This window comes from Bradyrhizobium sp. Gha, assembly GCF_900113735.1.
Classification (GTDB): Bacteria; Pseudomonadota; Alphaproteobacteria; order Rhizobiales; family Xanthobacteraceae; genus Bradyrhizobium.
In genome coordinates, this window is the sequence record NZ_FOQM01000054.1 from 1 (window position 1) to 16,578 (window position 16,578).

The following is a 16,578-nucleotide window of genomic DNA, read 5'->3' on the forward strand; positions in this document are numbered from 1 at the left end:
CTTGGATGCCTCCGCCGAGGACATTGCCGGGCTCTATCGCCGGCGATGGGCCATCGAGTTGTTCTTTCGCTGGGTCAAGCAGACCCTCAAGATCACCCGCTTCGTGGGCACCTCCGAGAATGCCGTGCGAATCCAGATCTCCGTCGCCCTGATCGCCTTTCTGCTGCTGCGCCTGGCCCAGGCCGCCCAAAAAGCCGTTCAGAGCCCGCTCGTCTTCGCCAGGCTCGTCCGCACCAATCTCATGCACCGCAGATCGATCCAAAATCTGGACGCGCCCGAGCCAGTCCTTCAAGATCACAGACAGATGAGCCTCAGTCTATGCTAAGCGCTCAACCGGACAGCCGTGGGCTTGACCCGGCAATCCATCAAGAAACACCTCTTTAAGAGGATGGATGCGCGGGTCAAGCCCGCGCATGACGGGTTCATTTGGAGCACCAACTTCCTATATGACGGAAATGCGCCCGCAAGACATCCTGCTGCCAACTGCTGACGGCCTGTGCTGCAAGCCCGGCGGCTTCCATATCGACCCCGTGCGTCCCGTGGAGCGGGCCGTCATCACCCACGGCCATTCCGACCACGCCCGCGCCGGCCATGGCGCCGTGCTGGCGACGCAGGAAACGCTCGACATGATGCGGCTGCGCTATGGCGAGAATTTTGCCGGATCGACGCAAGTCATCAGCTATGGCGAGGAGATCAGGCTCGGCGACGTCAAGGTCAAGTTTCATCCGGCGGGGCATGTGCTGGGCTCGGCGCAGATCGCGGTCACCGCCAAGGACACCTGCATCGTCGCCTCCGGCGACTACAAGGACGCGCCCGACCCGACCTGCGTCCCGTTCGAGCTGGTGCAATGCGACGTCTTCATCACGGAGGCGACGTTCGGCCTGCCGGTGTTTCGCCATGGCGACGCGAGCGACGAGGTGAACAAGCTGCTGGCCTCGGTCGCGCTGTTTCCCGAGCGCGCCCATCTCGTCGGCGCCTATTCGCTCGGCAAGGCGCAACGCGTGATCGCGCTGCTGCGACAGGCCGGCTACGACGCGCCGATCTATCTGCATGGCGCGATGGAAAAGATCACCTCCTACTACCGGAGCCGCGGCATCGACCTCGGCGAGCTCAGGCCTGTCGCCGGCATGAAGAAAGCCGCGCTCGCCGGCACCATCACGCTGGCACCGCCGTCGGCGACGTCGGATATCTGGGCCCGGCGCTTCCCCGACCCCGTCACCGCCTTCGCCTCGGGTTGGATGCGCGTGCGCGCCCGCGCGCGGCAAGGCGGCGTCGAACTGCCGCTGGTGATCTCGGACCACGCCGATTGGGACGGCCTCACCGCAACGATCGCGGCGACCGGCGCCGGCGAGATCTGGGTCACCCACGGCCAGGAAGACGCGCTGGTGCATTGGTGCAAGACGCAAGGTCTGCGCGCACGGCCGCTTGATCTCGTCGGCTATGGCGACGAGGATGAGAGCGTGCCAGCGGTTCAGAGCGAGGCCGAGGCATGAACCGCTTCGCCGAACTTCTCGACCGCCTCGCCTACGAGCCCGGCCGCAACAACAAGCTGCGGCTCCTCACCGGCTACTTCCGCGAAGTCGGCGATCCCGACCGCGGCTATGCGCTGGCCGCGCTCACCGGCGCGCTGAGTTTCAAGCACGCCAAGCCGGCGCTGATCCGCGACCTCATCGCCTCGCGCACGGATGAGGTGCTGTTCGGGCTCAGCTACGATTACGTCGGCGATCTCTCGGAGACGGTGGCGCTGATGTGGCCTCGGCGCGGTGCAAACAATAGCCAATCTTTTCGGAGCCACCCCTCTCCCCCGCCCTCCCCCACAAGGGGGGAGGGAGCGCAGTTGCGTGCGCCGCTGCTGCCGGGCTCGAAGGCTGAGAATGATTCAGCGCGTGAGGGGCGCCCACCTGTCACTGTTCCCTCCCCCCTTGTGGGGGAGGGGCAGGGAGGGGGGTACTCCGGGCAAGACGCTGATGAGTCCTTTCACCCAAAAGACCACAACAACCCGCCGCCCCCGACTCTCACCGAAGTCGTCACCACGCTGCGCACGCTCGGCAAGACCGAGCTGCCGAAGCAGCTCGAACGCTGGCTCGACGAGCTGGATGAGACCGGCCGTTGGGCACTTCTAAAGCTTGTCACCGGCGCGATGCGCATCGGCATTTCCGCGCGGCTGGCGAAGACCGCGGCCGCGGCGCTCGGCGACAAGGACCCGCATGAGGTGGAGCTGATCTGGCCGGGACTTGCACCCCCCTATCTCGACCTGTTCGCCTGGCTGGAAGGCCGCAGCGAGAAGCCGGTCAATCGCGACCCCGCGCCGTTCCGGCCCGTGATGCTGGCGCATGCGATCGAGGACAGCGATTTCGCAAGCCTCGATCCCGCCGACTACGTCGCCGAATGGAAATGGGACGGCATCCGCGTGCAGGCCGTCGCCGGCCGTGACGGCCACGGGCAGATCACCGCGCGGCTCTATTCACGCACCGGCGAGGACATCACCGGCAGCTTTCCGGACCTGGTGCCGTCGCTGCGCCTGCCGGGCGCGATCGACGGCGAGCTTTTGATCCTGCGCGAAGGCCGCGTGCAGAGTTTCAATGTCCTGCAGCAACGGCTCAACCGCAAGGTCGTCTCGCCGAAGCTGATCAAGGAGTTTCCGATCCATCTGCGCGCCTACGATCTGCTCGGCGACGACGAGAACGATCTGCGCGAGCTGCCGTTCGCCGAGCGGCGTGAACGGCTCGAGGCGTTCATCGGAAAGCTCGGCGATCCCCGTATCGACCTCTCACCCACCGTTCCCTTCTCGAGCTGGGAGGCGCTGACGGCCGCGCGCGCCGATCCCGCGGGTGCCGGCGCGGGCGAGGATGCCGACGCCGTCGAGGGCGTGATGCTGAAGCGGCGCGATGCGGCCTATCTGCCGGGACGGCCGAAGGGCCAGTGGTGGAAGTGGAAGCGCGATCCGCACATCATCGATGCCGTGCTGATGTATGCGCAGCGCGGCCACGGCAAGCGCTCGTCCTATTATTCCGACTACACATTTGGCGTCTGGACCGGGACCGAGAACGGCGAGGAGCTGGTGCCGGTCGGCAAGGCCTATTTCGGGTTCACCGACGAGGAGCTGCTGCAGATCGACCGCTTCGTCCGCCGCAACACCACGGAAAAGTTCGGCCCCGTCCGCCATGTCGTGCACGAAGCGGACAAGGGGCTGGTGCTGGAAGTCGCCTTCGAGGGCCTGCAACGCTCGCCACGGCACAAATCCGGCGTGGCCATGCGCTTTCCCCGCATCAGCCGCCTGCGCTGGGACAAGCCGCCGCGCGAGGCGGATCGGCTGGAAACGCTGGAAAAAATGCTGAAGGCGGAGCCGGCGGAGATTGAGGCGTGAGGCATTCGATCTCGCCGCGACGGCGCTGCGCCCCCTCGCCCGCTTGCGGAGAGGGTTGTCTCCGCATTGGGAATCCCCCAGAGGTGAGAGCCCTCACCCGCGCTTTGCGCGACCTCTCCCGCAAGCGGAGAGGTTGAGGAGCCCGCGGCGCCCGCTTGCCCGAATTAAAACGCGGTAAGCTGATTGACGGTCGGGTAAGGGTTCCCCATGTCCCCCGCCGTGACCTATAATCGGGGTTAGCCCCCACGAGGAGTTTGAGATGGCCCACGACGTCAGAGATTTGCCGGCCGGCCATAGCGATGGCCTGCACCGCTTTCTCGGCGGCTCGCCACTGGCGGTCGCGTTTCGCCTGGTGCTGCTCTCGATCCTGGTCGGTGTCGTGCTGGCGGCGATCGGCTTCGATCCCTGGAATATCCTCATCAGCATTCGCCTGCTGTTCCAGCGTCTGTGGGATCTCGGCTTCGATGCCGTGAACTGGCTGTGGCGCTACTTCCTGCTCGGCGCCGTCATCGTGATCCCGATCTGGCTGTTGTCGCGCATCTTCGGCTCGCCGCGCCGCTAGGTTCGCGGCCGGCGCAGACACGTCATGTCGCCCACGATGGTGCAATCGGGCGGGTGGTCGGGTAGACGCAGCTGATGAACGCACCGCTTCATCCCAAGGTCGGCTCCCGCCAGGTCTTCGCCATCGCAGGTCCCGCGATGGTTGCAAACCTCACAACGCCGCTGATCGGCGTGGTCTCGACCACCGCCATCGGCCGGCTCGACGATGCCGCCCTGCTCGGCGGCGTCGCGATGGCGTCGGTGATCTTCGACTGCCTGTTCTGGCTGTTCGGCTTTCTGCGCATGAGCACGCTCGCCTTCACCGCGCAGGCGCTCGGCGCCGGCGAGACGCGCGAAGAGACCGTCATCCTGGTGCGCGGCTTCATCGTCGCCGGCCTGATCGGTGGCGCACTGATTGCGCTGCAGATGCCGCTGGCCGGCGTGCTGTTCGATTTGATGGGCGGCAGTGCAGGTGTGACGCACGCCGCAAAGACCTATTTCATGATCCGGATCTGGTCGTCGCCGTTCGCGTTCGCCAACTACGTCATCCTCGGCTGGCTGGTCGGACAGGCCCGCGCCAATCCCGCGTTGGCGCTCCAGGTCGTCATCAACCTCATCAACATGGCGGCAACGATCCTGCTGGTGCTGGTCTATGACACCGGCATCGCGGGTGCGGCGATTGCCGCGCTGCTGTCGGAGGGGGTCGGCTTCGGGCTCGGCGTCATCGTCTGCCGGCGCTACGCGCATGGCGGCTTTGCCGTTCCCCGGGAGATGCTGTTCGATCGCGCCAAGCTGATGCGGCTATTGTCCGTCAATTCGGACATCATGATCCGCACCGCGGCGCTGATCACCGTGTTCCTGTTTTTCACCGCCAAGGGCGCGCGCGCCGGCGACGTGACGCTGGCGGCGAACTCCGTGCTCAACAATTTCCTGCTGGTCAGCGCCTTCTTCCTCGATGGCCTCGCCAACGCGGCCCAGCAGCTCTGCGGTCGCACGTTCGGCGCACGCGATCCGAGAGGCTTTGCGGATTCGACGCGGCTGGTGCTGCTGTGGGGCCTCGGCTTTGCCCTCGTCGTCGCGGTGCTGTTTGCACTGTTCGGGCCTGATATCATCAAGTTCATGACCACGAGCGAGGACGTCCGCCACGCCGCGCGCGAGTTCTTGCCGTTCATCGTGCTCGCGCCCATCCCCGGCGTGTTCGCCTTCGGCTTCGACGGCATCTATGTCGGCGCGACCTGGGCCCGCGAGATGCGCAACCTGATGCTGGCCTCGCTCGCGATCTTCTTCGGGATCTGGCTGGCGCTGCAATCAACAGGCAATGCCGGCCTGTGGTGCGCGCTGGTTGCGTTCTACGTCGCGCGTGGAGGATTGCAGGGGGCGCGGTACCCGACGTTGTATCGGGCGACGTTCGCCAAGCCATAGCTCTCGTGTCCCGGACGCGCGAAGCGCGAGCCGGGACCCAGAATGCAGCCACATGTGCCCCGGCTCTGCAGCGCACCTCTGAAGAAGCGCTGCGCTGCGTCCGGGGCACGAGACTGCCCTACATCCCCGGCCAGTCTTCCGCCGTGAGCGTGGCCGCATCGGCGCCGACGATCTCCGACAGCGAGTCCCGGCCCGTGCGCAGCAGCGTCGAGGTGAGATCGCGCTTGATCTCGTCGACGAGGCCGAGACCCTTGTAGACCAGCGACGAATAAAGCTGGATCAGGCTCGCGCCGGCGCGGATTTTCGTCAGCGCCGCACCGCCGGAGTCGACGCCACCGACGCCGATCAGGGGGAACGCGCCCTCGACGCGCACATAGGTTTCCGCGACCATGCGCGTCGACAGGCGGAACAGCGGCCGGCCGGACAGCCCGCCCTGCTGCTTCGAACGCATTGCCTCACGCAACGTGCTCGGCCGCGCGATGGTCGTGTTCGACACGATCATGCCGTCGACCCGGCGCGAGCGCGCAACCTGCACGACATCGTCGAGCTGGGCGAGGCTGAGATCGGGCGCGATCTTCAGCAGCACCGGCGTGTCGCCGGCCTTCTGCCTGACACGTTCGCGCGCGTCGATCACGTGCCCCAGCAGATCGTCGAGCAGTGCGCCTTCCTGCAGATTGCGCAGCCCCGGCGTGTTGGGCGAGGAGACGTTGACCGTGAAATAGCTCGCGACCGGCGCGAAGGTCTCGATCAGCTTGACATAGTCGGCGACACGATCAGGCGAATCCTTGTTGGCGCCGACATTGACGCCGACGATGCCGCCGTTCTCGGCGCGCGCGGCAAGCCGGCGCAGGGCTACTTCGGCGCCGTCATTGTTGAAGCCCATGCGGTTGATGACGGCTTCATCGCGCTCGAGGCGAAACAGCCGCGGCCGCGCATTGCCTACCTGCGGCTTCGGCGTCACCGAACCGATCTCGACGAAACCGAAGCCGAGCCGCAGCAGGGCATCGGGCACCTCGGCGCTCTTGTCAAAACCCGCGGCCATGCCGATCGGGTTGGGAAAGTTGAGTCCGAAGGCGCGCACCGCAAGCTTGGGATCATCCGGCCGCGGCTTCACCGGCGGCAGCAAGCGCAAGCCCTGGATCGCAAGACGGTGTGCATCCTCCGGATCGAGCCAGCGCAGCACCGGCAGCGAGAGAGCATCGAAAGCGCGGATCACGGGACAAGCTCCGGGGTGTCATGGCCGCCATCGGAGCGAATGTTGAGATTCATCACCGCAAGCACCGCGCCGAGATCGAGCGCACCATAGAGATGCGGGAACAGCTCATCGTTGCGCGAGCGCTCCCAGCGCAGCTCAGCTCCAAGCGCGTCGCCATCGACCTCGACCAGGAACAACGCGCGCTGGCCGAAATAGTGCTTGCGCAGGGTCTCGGGAACCTGGGTCGCGGTCGAAAAATGGATGAATCCGTCGCGGGCGTCATCCGCGCTGCCGCTGTACACGCCCTGCCGTTCCGCCTCACGCCAGGCCGAGGCCGGACAGATTTTGTAGATCTTGACCACCGCTTACCGGAGCCCTGTTTGCTCGCCAAGCCGCTCACGTGAGCGAGCCCATTGAGTCTTTTGAGTTTTTTTCGTGTCTTGCGGGTCCTAAAACCCGGCGCGACCGTAAAGGCGGCCCCCTCCGAACTCAAGAGTGAGGGCTCCCCCTTGCGCGAAAATCGGAAAACCGGTTCATTTGAGGATAGTTTTCCTGAGTTGCGACGGGCTGGACCTTCCATGGTCAAACAGGCCAAAGCGCAGAGGATGCTGACCCACGAGCGGATCTGGGCCGCGCTGGACCGATTGGCCGCGCGTGCCGGACTGTCGCCATCGGGCCTCGCCAAGCGGGCCGGGCTCGACCCCACCACCTTCAACAAATCCAAGCGCGTCACCGGCGATGGCCGCGAGCGCTGGCCCTCGACCGAATCCATCGCGAAGGCGCTGGCGGCCGCGGACTCGTCGATCGAGATCTTTGCCAGGCTCATCGACGACGAGGCCGGCGATGGCCGCACTGTGCCGCTGCTCGGCTTCGCGCAAGCAGCCGCGAACGGCGCGTTCGACGAACTGGGCACTCCGTCCGGCAAAGGCTGGAGCGAGATCGCGCTGCCGAGCGCCGAGGACAACCGCGCCTTTGCGCTGGAGATTTCCGGTGATGCTCTCCTGCCCGCCTATCGCGACGGCGCTGTCATCCTGGTTTCGCCAACCGCGCCAATCCGCAAAGGCGACCGCGTGGTGGTGAGGACGAAGACGAGCGAGGTGATGGTCGCGATGCTGACGCGGCGCACGGCGAAGGCGCTGGAACTGCGATCGCTCGATGCGGCGCAGGCGGAACGGACGTTGGCGGCAAACGATGTCGCGTGGATCGCGAGGATCGTGTGGGCGAGCCAGTGAGGAGGCTCGCGTTCCGACAATGCCCGCTCACGCACTCCGCGCCAGCGCACCGTCGATCATGTTGACCGCGTTCTGCACGCCGTACACCGCGACGAAGGAGCCGAAGCGCGGGCCCTTCTCCTGGCCGAGCAGCACCTGGTACAGCATGTTGAACCAGTCGAGCGTGACGCCGGGGCGGCCGTCCTTGCCCTTCTTGACCTGGTCGAGGAACGGCTCGCGCCGGCCGATTTCGTACACGACGTTCTGGATGTCTTCGGCTGACGCGTCTGCCGGGAGCTGCGACAGCGCTTCGCGCAGATCCTGCAGCGCGGCGCGCTCGGTTTCCGTGGGAACGCGGAACTGCTTCGTCGGCGCGACGAAGTCGCGGTAATAGTTGATGGCGTAGCCGACCATCGCGTCGAGCTTCGGATGCGTGTGCGGGCTGACGCCGGGCCGATAGCGGCCGATGAAGCCCCACAGCGTCTCGGCATTCTCCGCGTTCGACGACGACACCAGCGTCAACAGCAACTGGAACGTGACGGGCATGTCGCCCTGCGGTGGCCGGCCGGCATGGATGTGCCAGGCGGGATTGCCGAGCTGCTGCTTGGCATCCTGCCTGGCGAAGCCGTCGATGAACTGCTGGTAGTCGTCGACCTGGCGCGGGATGACGTCGAAGAACAGCCGCTTCGCGGCCTTGGGCTCGCGATACATGAACAGCGACAGCGATTCCGGCGAGGCGTAGCGCAGCCATTCGTCGATGGTGAGGCCGTTGCCCTTCGACTTCGAGATCTTCTGACCCTTCTCGTCGAGGAAGAGCTCGTAGTTGAAACCTTCGGGGGGCGTGCCGCCGAGCGCCCTGGCGATCGCGCCGGAAAGCTTCACGGAATCGATCAGGTCCTTGCCGGCCATCTCATAGTCGACGCCGAGCGCGACCCAGCGCATCGCCCAGTCGGCCTTCCACTGACACTTGACGTTGCCGCCGGTCACCGGCGTTTCGACTTCCTCGTTGGTGTCAGGATCGACATAGGTCACCGTGCCGGCCGCGACGTCGCGGCGGATCATCGGCACCTGCAGCACGACACCCGTGGTCTTGCTGATGGGCAGGAACGGCGAATAGGTCGCGCGGCGATCGGGGCCGAGCGTCGGCAGGATGATCTCCATCACCTTGTCGTAGGCCGCGAGCATCTTCAGCAGCGTCGCGTCGAAACGGCCGGACTTGTAATAGACGGTCGAGCTTGCGAACTCGTAGTCGAAGCCGAAATGATCCAGGAACGCACGCAGGCGCGCATTGTTGGCGTCGCCAAACGACGGATGCTCGTTCGAGAACGGGTCGGGTACCGCAGTGAGCGGCCGCCCCAGATATTGCGCCAAGAGATCCCTGTTCGGCACGTTGTCAGGCACCTTGCGGAAGCCGTCCATGTCGTCGGAGAAGGCGAGCAAGCGGGTCTTGATCTTGTCCTCGGTGAGCACGCGGAAGGCATGGCGCACCATCGAGGTGCGCGCGACCTCGCCGAACGTGCCGATATGCGGCAGGCCGGAGGGACCGTAACCGGTCTCGAACAGCACCTCGTCCTTCGGGCTTTTCTTCAACCGCGCGACAATGGCCTTCGCCTGCTCGAACGGCCAGGCGCTGGATTGCTCGGCGAGCGCACGCAGATCGCTCGGGGTCATGTTGGGGTCGATAACGGACATCAAGGAAGCCTCCGGGCCGCGGAAAATAGCGATTTCCGGGCAGAATGCAAAAACGTTGATCGTCATTCCGGGGCACGCGCATCAGCGCGTGAACCCGGAATCTCGAGATTCCGGGTCTGGTCCTTCGGACCATCCCGGAATGACAAGTCAAAAATCTCGGGATTCCGGGTTCGCGCTTCGCGCGCCCCCGAATGACGGGTTTGAATTTGAATGGCTAAAACGGGCTCACCGAAAAATACTTCAGCCACAGATCGGTGTACCGGCCTTTTTCCCAGACGCGGAACATGGCCCAGTTCAGAGCCTGACGCAGCACGTCGTTGCCCTTGCGCACGGCGATGCCGATGCCTTCGCCGAAGAAGCGGCTCTCGACGAACGGACCGCCGGAGAAGGCGCAGCAATCGCCGGAATCGGTGCCGTTGATCCAGAACGCCAGCGAGATGGCGTCGCCGAAGATGAAATCGACCTCGCCCTTGCGGAGCGCGGCGCGCAGCGCATCGTCGTTGGGATAGGGGTGCAATTCGGCGTCGGTGAACATCGCTTTCAGATAAGCCTCATGCGCGGAGCCCGCGATGACGCCGACCTTCTTGCCTTCGAGATATTCGGGTCTGATCTCCGGCATCACCGCATCTTTGCGCGAGGCGAAGCGCGCCGGTACGCGGTAATAGGGATCAGTGAAGTCGACGCGCGCGCGAAGCTGCGGGCTCACCGCCATGGAGGCAATGATCGCGTCACCCCGGTTCGAGGTGAGCGCATCGACCAGCGTCTCGAAGCGGCGCATCTGCACCGTGCAAGAGACTTTGATCTCCTCGCAGAGGCTGCGTGCGAGATCGACATTGAAGCCGGCCGGGTTGCCGTCGGCGCCGGTATAGTTGAACGGAGGGTAGTCGGTCTCGGTCAGGAAGCGGATCACGCTGAGCCGCGACAGGTCTGGCCGCTCCGGGCGGCGACGCGGGTCCCAGAAGCCGGGCACGGCCTGGGGGGCAGCTTGCGGCGCGGCCTGAGGTGCGGTGGGGGGCTGCTTGGCGGTGGACTGTGCGCGGGCGCCTGATAGCCCTGCGAGCAGGCACGCGGCCAGGGTCAGCCCCGCCAGCAAGCCACGGGCAGTTTTGGACGATTTCGCCTGTTGCGATGGAGCCATCGGCCGGGAATGAATGAATTCCATTGGGATCGGAAGGCCTTATAGACCATCCGGCCGGGAACGCGAGCCGAAATGCAGCCGGGGTGTACTCCCTCCCCCGCCTGCGGCGAGGTGAAACTCACAGATACTTCTTCAAATCCGCCGCGGCCTCTTCCGGGGTCCGCTTCAGGTTGAACGGCGAGACGAAACGGCCGTCGCGGTCCATCAGATAGATCAGCGCGGTGTGGTCCATGGTGTAGTCGCCGTCCTTGGTCGGGACCTTCTTGGCATAGACCCGGTAGGAGGTGATCACCTTGGCGGTCTCGGCGGGATCGCCGCTGAGGCCTTCGAGATGCGGATCGAAGCTCGAGAGGTAGTCCTTCATGGTCGCGGGCGTGTCGCGCTCGGGATCGACCGAGATGAAGATGGCGTTGACCTTGTCGGCATCCTTGCCCATCGCACGCAAGACTTCCGACATCTCGAACAGCGAGGTCGGGCACACGTCAGGACAATGGGTGTAGCCGAAGAAGATCAGGGTCGGCTTGCCCCTGAGGTTCTGGTCGGTGACGGTCTTGCCGTTCTGGTCGGTGAGCTGGAACGGGCCGCCGATCGCGGCCGGCTGCGCCACCTTGCTGACCCCGCCCATGGCCCAGAACATCACCAGCAGACCGACGACGAGACTCGAGGCGAAGGCGGTCGCGATCACCAGCGGACGGGCGGTGGAGCTCATGAGCGGAAAACTTTCTGTCGCGGGTCAGAAGCAGGCGGCAAAGCCGGTCCTGATCATTTCGAAGAACACCTGGGAGCCGTAGTGGAACCAGAGCGCGAACGCGCCGATCAGCATCAGCCCGCCGGCACCGGCGCCGGCCCATAGCAGCACGGACGGCGTAGGGGCGGCAGTGGGCGAATTGTCCTGTACCTGGCGTGCCGGATGCAGTGATTGAGCCATATGACAACGATCGGGACGACGATCGAGGCGAAGGCCCCGGTTCCCTGCCTCCCAAATAGGCTTTGGCCCGCCGACGGACAAGCGCCGCGGGCGGGCCAAAAATCACATCGAGCTGAATAGGCTCAGTGAAGCAGCTGGCCTCGGGCGGACTCCAGCTCTTCCGCTTTCGGCGAAGGCCGGGCCGAAACGGGCTTGCTGGTGGAGGCCTGCGCGTCGAGATAGCAGGGCTTGTACATGGCCTGAAGCTGCCTGCCCCTCAGGAACAGCATGTGCGGCGTGAGGCCGCCACGCTGCGTGATCCAGCGCTTCACCTGCGAGGGATACATCGCATAGAGCATCTGGGTTGCTTCGGGGTTGGTGACGGCGCGGCCGTTGCTGCCGAAATCCCAGGCGGCGTGGAAGCCGAGCGTCGCGTGCGAGGTGACGCAGATGCGGTCACGCGGAATGGCGCCGAGGACGATGGTGCAGGCCGAGGCACAGAGACCGTCGATGATGACGGTATCGCCGGATTGCCTGAGGTCCTGGTACCTGTCGACGTAAGTCCCGATCCGGCCGCCGCGGTCATCTGCGATCCGAACCACCGCGTGAGACGCCCCCATGCAGGCGATCAAGCAAACCGCCGCAAGCAACCCCGTCAAAAACTTCATGTCCCCCGCCCCAGTCGTTTTCGAATCTGTGTGTCAGGTGGTGATGCGCGCCCAGCGTCGGTCGAGACCATGGTTTTGTCTAGGCACGCCGGCTTGCTCAAAACAAATTCAAATCCAGTGTTGCGTCCGCGCTGCACTCGGGCAGCCCTGATCCCAAAGTGGAACAATTAACGTTGTCTTGCGCGCCACGCCCTTGATCTCAGTTACGACAGCTGGCTTCAATTCCGGGCAACTACAGGGGGGAACTCATGCCGGGGGATTCGACCGAGCAGGCTGACGTCATTGTCGTCGGCGCAGGGCTATCGGGACTGGTGGCGGCGACCGAGATAGCGGATGCCGGCAAGCGCGTGATCGTGGTCGACCAGGAAGGCGAGCAGTCGCTCGGCGGCCAGGCGTTCTGGTCGTTCGGCGGATTGTTCCTGGTTGATTCGCCGGAGCAGCGCCGGCTCGGCATCAAGGACTCCTTCGATCTGGCGATGCAGGACTGGCTCGGCACCGCCGGCTTCGACCGCGATGAGGATTTCTGGCCGCGCAAATGGGCCGAGGCCTATGTGGCGTTCGCCGCCGGCGAGAAGCGCGACTGGCTGCGCGCGATGGGGCATCGCATCTTCCCCGTGGTCGGCTGGGCCGAGCGCGGCGGCTACGACGCGATGGGCCACGGCAATTCGGTACCGCGCTTTCACGTCACCTGGGGCACCGGGCCCGGCATCGTCGAGCCTTTCGAGCGCCGCGCGCGCGAGGCCGCGAAGAGCGGGCGCCTCATTTTCAAGTTCCGCCACCGTGTCGACGCGCTCTCGATCACCAACGGCACGGTGGACGGCGTCAGCGGCGCGGTCCTCGCAGCCGATCATGTCGAGCGTGGCAAGAGCTCCTCGCGCACCATCGTCGGCGAATTTGCGCTGAAGGCGCAGGCCGTGATCGTGGCGTCGGGCGGCATCGGCGGCAATCATGATTTGGTGCGGGCGAACTGGCCGGAGCGGCTCGGCACGCCGCCGAAATTCATGATTTCAGGCGTGCCGGAGCATGTCGACGGCCGCATGATCGGCATCACCGAGCAAACAGGCGCGCGGCTGATCAACCGCGACCGCATGTGGCACTACGTCGAGGGCATCCAGAACTGGTCACCGATCTGGCCGCGCCACGGCATCCGCATCCTGCCCGGCCCCTCCTCGATGTGGTTCGACGCCACGGGCACGCGGCTGCCGGCGCCCTTGTTTCCGGGCTCCGACACGCTGGGCCAGCTCAAATACATCATGTCGTCAGGCCATGATTATTCCTGGTTCATCCTGACCCAGGCCATCATCAAGAAGGAGTTTGCGCTGTCGGGCTCGGAGCAAAATCCTGACCTCACGGGCAAGAGCTGGCGCATGACCTTGCGCCGAGCCACCAACAAGGGCGCACCGGCGCCGGTGGAGGCGTTCAAGAGCCATGGTGCCGATTTCATCGTGCGCGACAAGCTCGAGGACCTCGTCGCGGCCATGAACAAGCTCGCCGGGAACGATCTGCTCAAGCTCGACCGCATCAAGATGCAGATCGAGGCGCGCGACCGCGAGATCGCCAACCCTTACGTCAAGGATGCGCAGGTGATGAACATCCACAATGCCAGGCGCTATATCGGCGACAGACTGATCCGCACGGCGTCGCCGCACCGGATTCTCGATCCGGAGAAGGGGCCGCTGATCGCGGTCAAGCTCAACATCCTCACCCGCAAGACGCTGGGCGGCTTCGAGACCGATCTCGACTCGCGCGTGTTCGGCGCCGTGGGACGGATCATCCCCGGCCTCTACGCGGTCGGCGAGGCCGCAGGTTTCGGCGGCGGCGGCGTGCACGGCTATCGCTCGCTGGAGGGCACCTTCCTCGGCGGCTGCCTGTTCTCGGGCCGCAATGCCGGCCGTGCCGCGGCGAAGGCGGTGGGCTGAGCGGAGAGGCGCGCGGCTGCGGGCGCGCCGCGCCCGCATCAGCCGCGGCGAAGCAGCTCCTGCAACAGGCGTTCGGTCTCGGAGATCTGAACGAGCCGCAGCGACAGCAACTCGTTCAGCTCCGCCATGTGCGCCCGAAGTCTCTTGGTCTCGGGTCCGTCATCGAAATTCCGAAGAAAATCGCCGAGCGCGCCAAGGCATCGCTGCAGCGTCACGACGCTTTGCTGCAGCGTCTCGCAATCTATCCTGGCGTTGGCGACCACGCTGGTCGCCCTGAAAGGCCAGGTGATGACGTTGTCGCCCGTGGACTCCTTTTGTGCGGGTCGATCGATCATCGCCTTCCCTCATGTCATCGTGAACAGCGATCTGTCCGCTCGAGGTCAGGCAGCGCGCACGATGTTCAGGAACTGCTCGACCTCGGAATGCAATCGCGAGCTATCCTTCGACAGCATTTGCGCCGAAGCAAGTACCTGGGTCGAAGCCGAACCGGTCTCCGCTGCCCCGTCCCTTACGTCGCTGATGTTGGCGGCGACCTGGTCGGTGCCTTGCGCCGCCTGCTGGATGTTACGGGCAATCTCCTGCGTGGCCGCGCCCTGCTCTTCGACGGCCGAAGCGATCGCCGATGAAATCTCCGAGATCCTGTCGATCGTTCCGCTGATCTCCTTGATCGCGACCACCGACTCCTGTGTGGCCGCCTGAATGTCGGCAATCTGGTGACCAATCTCCCCGGTCGCCTTCGCGGTTTGCTCGGCGAGCGCCTTGACCTCGGACGCGACCACGGCAAAGCCGCGCCCCGCTTCACCGGCCCGCGCCGCTTCGATCGTGGCGTTCAGGGCGAGCAGATTGGTCTGTCCCGCAATGTTGTTGATCAGTTCGACCACGTCGCCGATGCGGGTTGCAGCCTGCGACAGCTTGTTGACCCGATCATTGGTCCGCTGCGCCTGCACCACCGCGGCACCGGCAATTCTGGCTGCGTCCTGCACCTGGCGACTGATCTCCGTGACCGACGAACTCATCTCTTCAGTGGCGGAGGCCACCGATTGAACGTTGGTCGACGCTTCCTCGGATGCGGCAGAGACCACGCCCGATAGCTCCTGGGTTTTCTCGGCGGTCTTGCTCAGGGTCCGCGCCGCGGCCTCGAGCTCTGTCGACGAGCACGATAGCGTCTTCACGATCTCGCCTACTGCGTCCTGGAACTGACCTGCAAGCTGCTGCATGTCGGCCTTGCGCTGAGCGGCCGCGCGGGCCTCGGCCTGTGCCTGCTCGGCGCGCAGATGCTCGGCCTCGATCATGTTCTCCTTGAACACCTGGACGGCATTGGCCATCTCGCCGACCTCGTCGGTGCGGCCGACGCAGGGGATCGCCATGGAGGTGTCGCCGCCGGCGAGCTTGCCCATGGCAGTGGTCATTCCCCGGATCGGGACAACGATCGAGCGGGACGTGAACAATGCGATTGTCCCGCCGAGGCCGACCCCCGCGGCCAGCAGGACCCACAGGATCAGCTCGAGCAGCGAGATGCTCTCCTGCACGTCCCGGCTCTCCTCGGCGAGCATCTTTTTCTGATTGGACTTGATGCCTCCCGACCGTGCGCCGTCGACACCCTTGGGGCCGTCGAGCAGATCGAGAATCTTTGCCGCGCGCGGCGCGGCTTCGGTCACCAGCAGGTAAACCGGCGCGTTCCAGTCCTGCGCCTCCCGAAGCGCGAAGACCTTCTCGTAGAGTGGCGCAAGCTCGCTTCGTGCTTTCGAGATCTTGTCGAAGGAAGCCTGTTGCGGGACCGTGAGCAGGTCCTTCCGGGCATTGACCCCGGCATAGCCTCTCTCAAAGGCCGCCCAGGGCTGGTCGAACCTCTCCTTGTCGGCCTTTTCGCCCGAGAGCAGGTACATCCGAAGCAGGGCCGTGGCGGCGGCAAAATTGCCGCGCGTATCAGCCATGGACTTGAACAGTTTCTTGCGTTCCGGCGTGGCTTCCTGTGCCTCCTCCTGATCGATCATCTTCGTGATCTCGGAGAAGATCATGTCCGCGCGCGGGCTGGCCTCGCTGACCATGAGCTTGGTCGCAGGATAGGCATCGGGAGTGAAAGCGATGGCCTCGGCCCTGTCCTGCGCCGCGCGAAACTCCGCGAGCAGAACCTTGGCTTGCTCCCATTTTTGCCTGTTCTCGGCATTGGTAAACTGCGCTGCACGTTCGTCGAACGCAGCGATGGTCCGATCCATCTCCTTCCACATCGCCATGCGATCGAGCTTGCCTTGCGGATTTCCGCTCAGCAGATAGCCGCGCAGCGTCGCCAGCGTGGAATAGAGATTGCCGACCAGCTCGGTGCTCGCCAACGCGACCGGCGTGCGCAGGTCCGTCATGCGATTGACCGTCGTTGACATGCGCCCGACCTCCAACACGGTGTAGCCGACGGAAAGTGCGACGATGGCGCAGACTGCAGCAAATCCGGCGATCAACCGGCCACCAATGCGGAACTTGAAATAAGACATTTGCAAATACCCCGAAGCCTTGGACGCCACGGC

Annotated in this window: 16 protein-coding genes; 7 read left to right on the top strand and 9 right to left on the bottom strand. The window is 65.0% G+C overall.

Translation table 11 applies throughout. The features are described from left to right. The 5 genes from BM222_RS36550 to BM222_RS36570 form a co-directional block, all read left to right on the top strand. Positions 1 to 325 (top strand): transposase (locus tag BM222_RS36550; protein WP_502691001.1); only part of this gene is annotated, 325 nt, incomplete at its 5' end. A gap of 130 nt (positions 326 to 455) precedes the next feature. Continuing rightward, positions 456 to 1,493, top strand: coding sequence for a ligase-associated DNA damage response exonuclease (locus BM222_RS36555; RefSeq protein WP_092239544.1), 1,038 nt, complete (start codon positions 456 to 458; stop codon positions 1,491 to 1,493). Next, positions 1,490 to 3,367: a cisplatin damage response ATP-dependent DNA ligase gene (locus BM222_RS36560; protein ID WP_092239506.1), complete on the top strand. Its 1,878-nt coding sequence runs from the start codon at positions 1,490 to 1,492 to the stop codon at positions 3,365 to 3,367. The genes BM222_RS36555 and BM222_RS36560 overlap by 4 nt, the downstream gene beginning before the upstream one ends. 259 nt (positions 3,368 to 3,626) lie before the next feature. Continuing rightward, complete coding sequence (locus BM222_RS36565; protein ID WP_092239507.1) at positions 3,627 to 3,929, top strand: DUF6460 domain-containing protein; 303 nt, start codon at positions 3,627 to 3,629, stop codon at positions 3,927 to 3,929. 74 nt (positions 3,930 to 4,003) lie between these two features. Further along, on the top strand, positions 4,004 to 5,329 hold the full coding sequence (locus tag BM222_RS36570; RefSeq protein ID WP_092239508.1) for an MATE family efflux transporter: 1,326 nt from the start codon (positions 4,004 to 4,006) through the stop codon (positions 5,327 to 5,329). 118 nt (positions 5,330 to 5,447) lie between these two features. Here BM222_RS36570 and BM222_RS36575 read toward each other — a convergent pair whose 3' ends face one another. Beyond that, positions 5,448 to 6,545, bottom strand: a complete 1,098-nt coding sequence (locus tag BM222_RS36575) for a quinone-dependent dihydroorotate dehydrogenase (protein WP_092239509.1) — start codon at positions 6,543 to 6,545, stop codon at positions 5,448 to 5,450. Beyond that, the gene (locus BM222_RS36580; protein ID WP_092239510.1) at positions 6,542 to 6,886 is read right to left on the bottom strand and encodes a DUF952 domain-containing protein; all 345 of its coding nucleotides are present in this window, start codon (positions 6,884 to 6,886) and stop codon (positions 6,542 to 6,544) included. Before BM222_RS36580 ends, BM222_RS36575 begins: the two co-directional genes overlap by 4 nt. Before the next feature lie 216 nt (positions 6,887 to 7,102). On the opposite strand from BM222_RS36580, the gene BM222_RS36585 reads away from it, so the two are divergent. Then, positions 7,103 to 7,756, top strand: coding sequence for a S24 family peptidase (locus tag BM222_RS36585; RefSeq protein WP_092239511.1), 654 nt, complete (start codon positions 7,103 to 7,105; stop codon positions 7,754 to 7,756). A 27-nt stretch (positions 7,757 to 7,783) separates the two neighbouring features. Here the strand turns inward: BM222_RS36585 and BM222_RS36590 are convergent, their stop codons facing one another. The 5 genes from BM222_RS36590 to BM222_RS36615 all read right to left on the bottom strand — a co-directional run bounded on the left by BM222_RS36590 (position 7,784) and on the right by BM222_RS36615 (position 12,140). Next, on the bottom strand, positions 7,784 to 9,427 hold the full coding sequence (locus BM222_RS36590; protein WP_092239512.1) for a lysine--tRNA ligase: 1,644 nt from the start codon (positions 9,425 to 9,427) through the stop codon (positions 7,784 to 7,786). A 214-nt stretch (positions 9,428 to 9,641) separates the two neighbouring features. Beyond that, the gene (locus BM222_RS36600; RefSeq protein WP_092239545.1) at positions 9,642 to 10,565 is read right to left on the bottom strand and encodes a transporter substrate-binding domain-containing protein; all 924 of its coding nucleotides are present in this window, start codon (positions 10,563 to 10,565) and stop codon (positions 9,642 to 9,644) included. A 118-nt stretch (positions 10,566 to 10,683) separates the two neighbouring features. Beyond that, the gene (locus BM222_RS36605) at positions 10,684 to 11,274 is read right to left on the bottom strand and encodes an SCO family protein (protein WP_092239514.1); all 591 of its coding nucleotides are present in this window, start codon (positions 11,272 to 11,274) and stop codon (positions 10,684 to 10,686) included. Positions 11,275 to 11,298: 24 nt separating this feature from the next. Beyond that, positions 11,299 to 11,493: a hypothetical protein gene (locus BM222_RS36610; RefSeq protein ID WP_092239515.1), complete on the bottom strand. Its 195-nt coding sequence runs from the start codon at positions 11,491 to 11,493 to the stop codon at positions 11,299 to 11,301. A gap of 122 nt (positions 11,494 to 11,615) precedes the next feature. Beyond that, entirely contained in the window at positions 11,616 to 12,140 is a 525-nt protein-coding gene (locus BM222_RS36615) for a Clp protease/crotonase-like domain-containing protein (protein ID WP_092239516.1), read from the bottom strand. A gap of 248 nt (positions 12,141 to 12,388) precedes the next feature. On the opposite strand from BM222_RS36615, the gene BM222_RS36620 reads away from it, so the two are divergent. Then, positions 12,389 to 14,059 carry an FAD-binding dehydrogenase gene (locus tag BM222_RS36620; protein ID WP_092239517.1) on the top strand — a complete coding sequence of 557 codons (1,671 nt, stop codon included), beginning with the start codon at positions 12,389 to 12,391 and terminating at the stop codon, positions 14,057 to 14,059. Positions 14,060 to 14,097: 38 nt separating this feature from the next. Here BM222_RS36620 and BM222_RS36625 read toward each other — a convergent pair whose 3' ends face one another. Together BM222_RS36625 and BM222_RS36630 are read right to left on the bottom strand one after the other, a co-directional pair. Next, entirely contained in the window at positions 14,098 to 14,394 is a 297-nt protein-coding gene (locus tag BM222_RS36625; protein WP_092239518.1) for a hypothetical protein, read from the bottom strand. Positions 14,395 to 14,439: 45 nt separating this feature from the next. Continuing rightward, positions 14,440 to 16,545 (bottom strand): methyl-accepting chemotaxis protein, encoded by a 2,106-nt coding sequence (locus BM222_RS36630; RefSeq protein ID WP_092239546.1) that lies wholly within the window; start codon positions 16,543 to 16,545, stop codon positions 14,440 to 14,442. Positions 16,546 to 16,578: the final 33 nt, after the last annotated feature.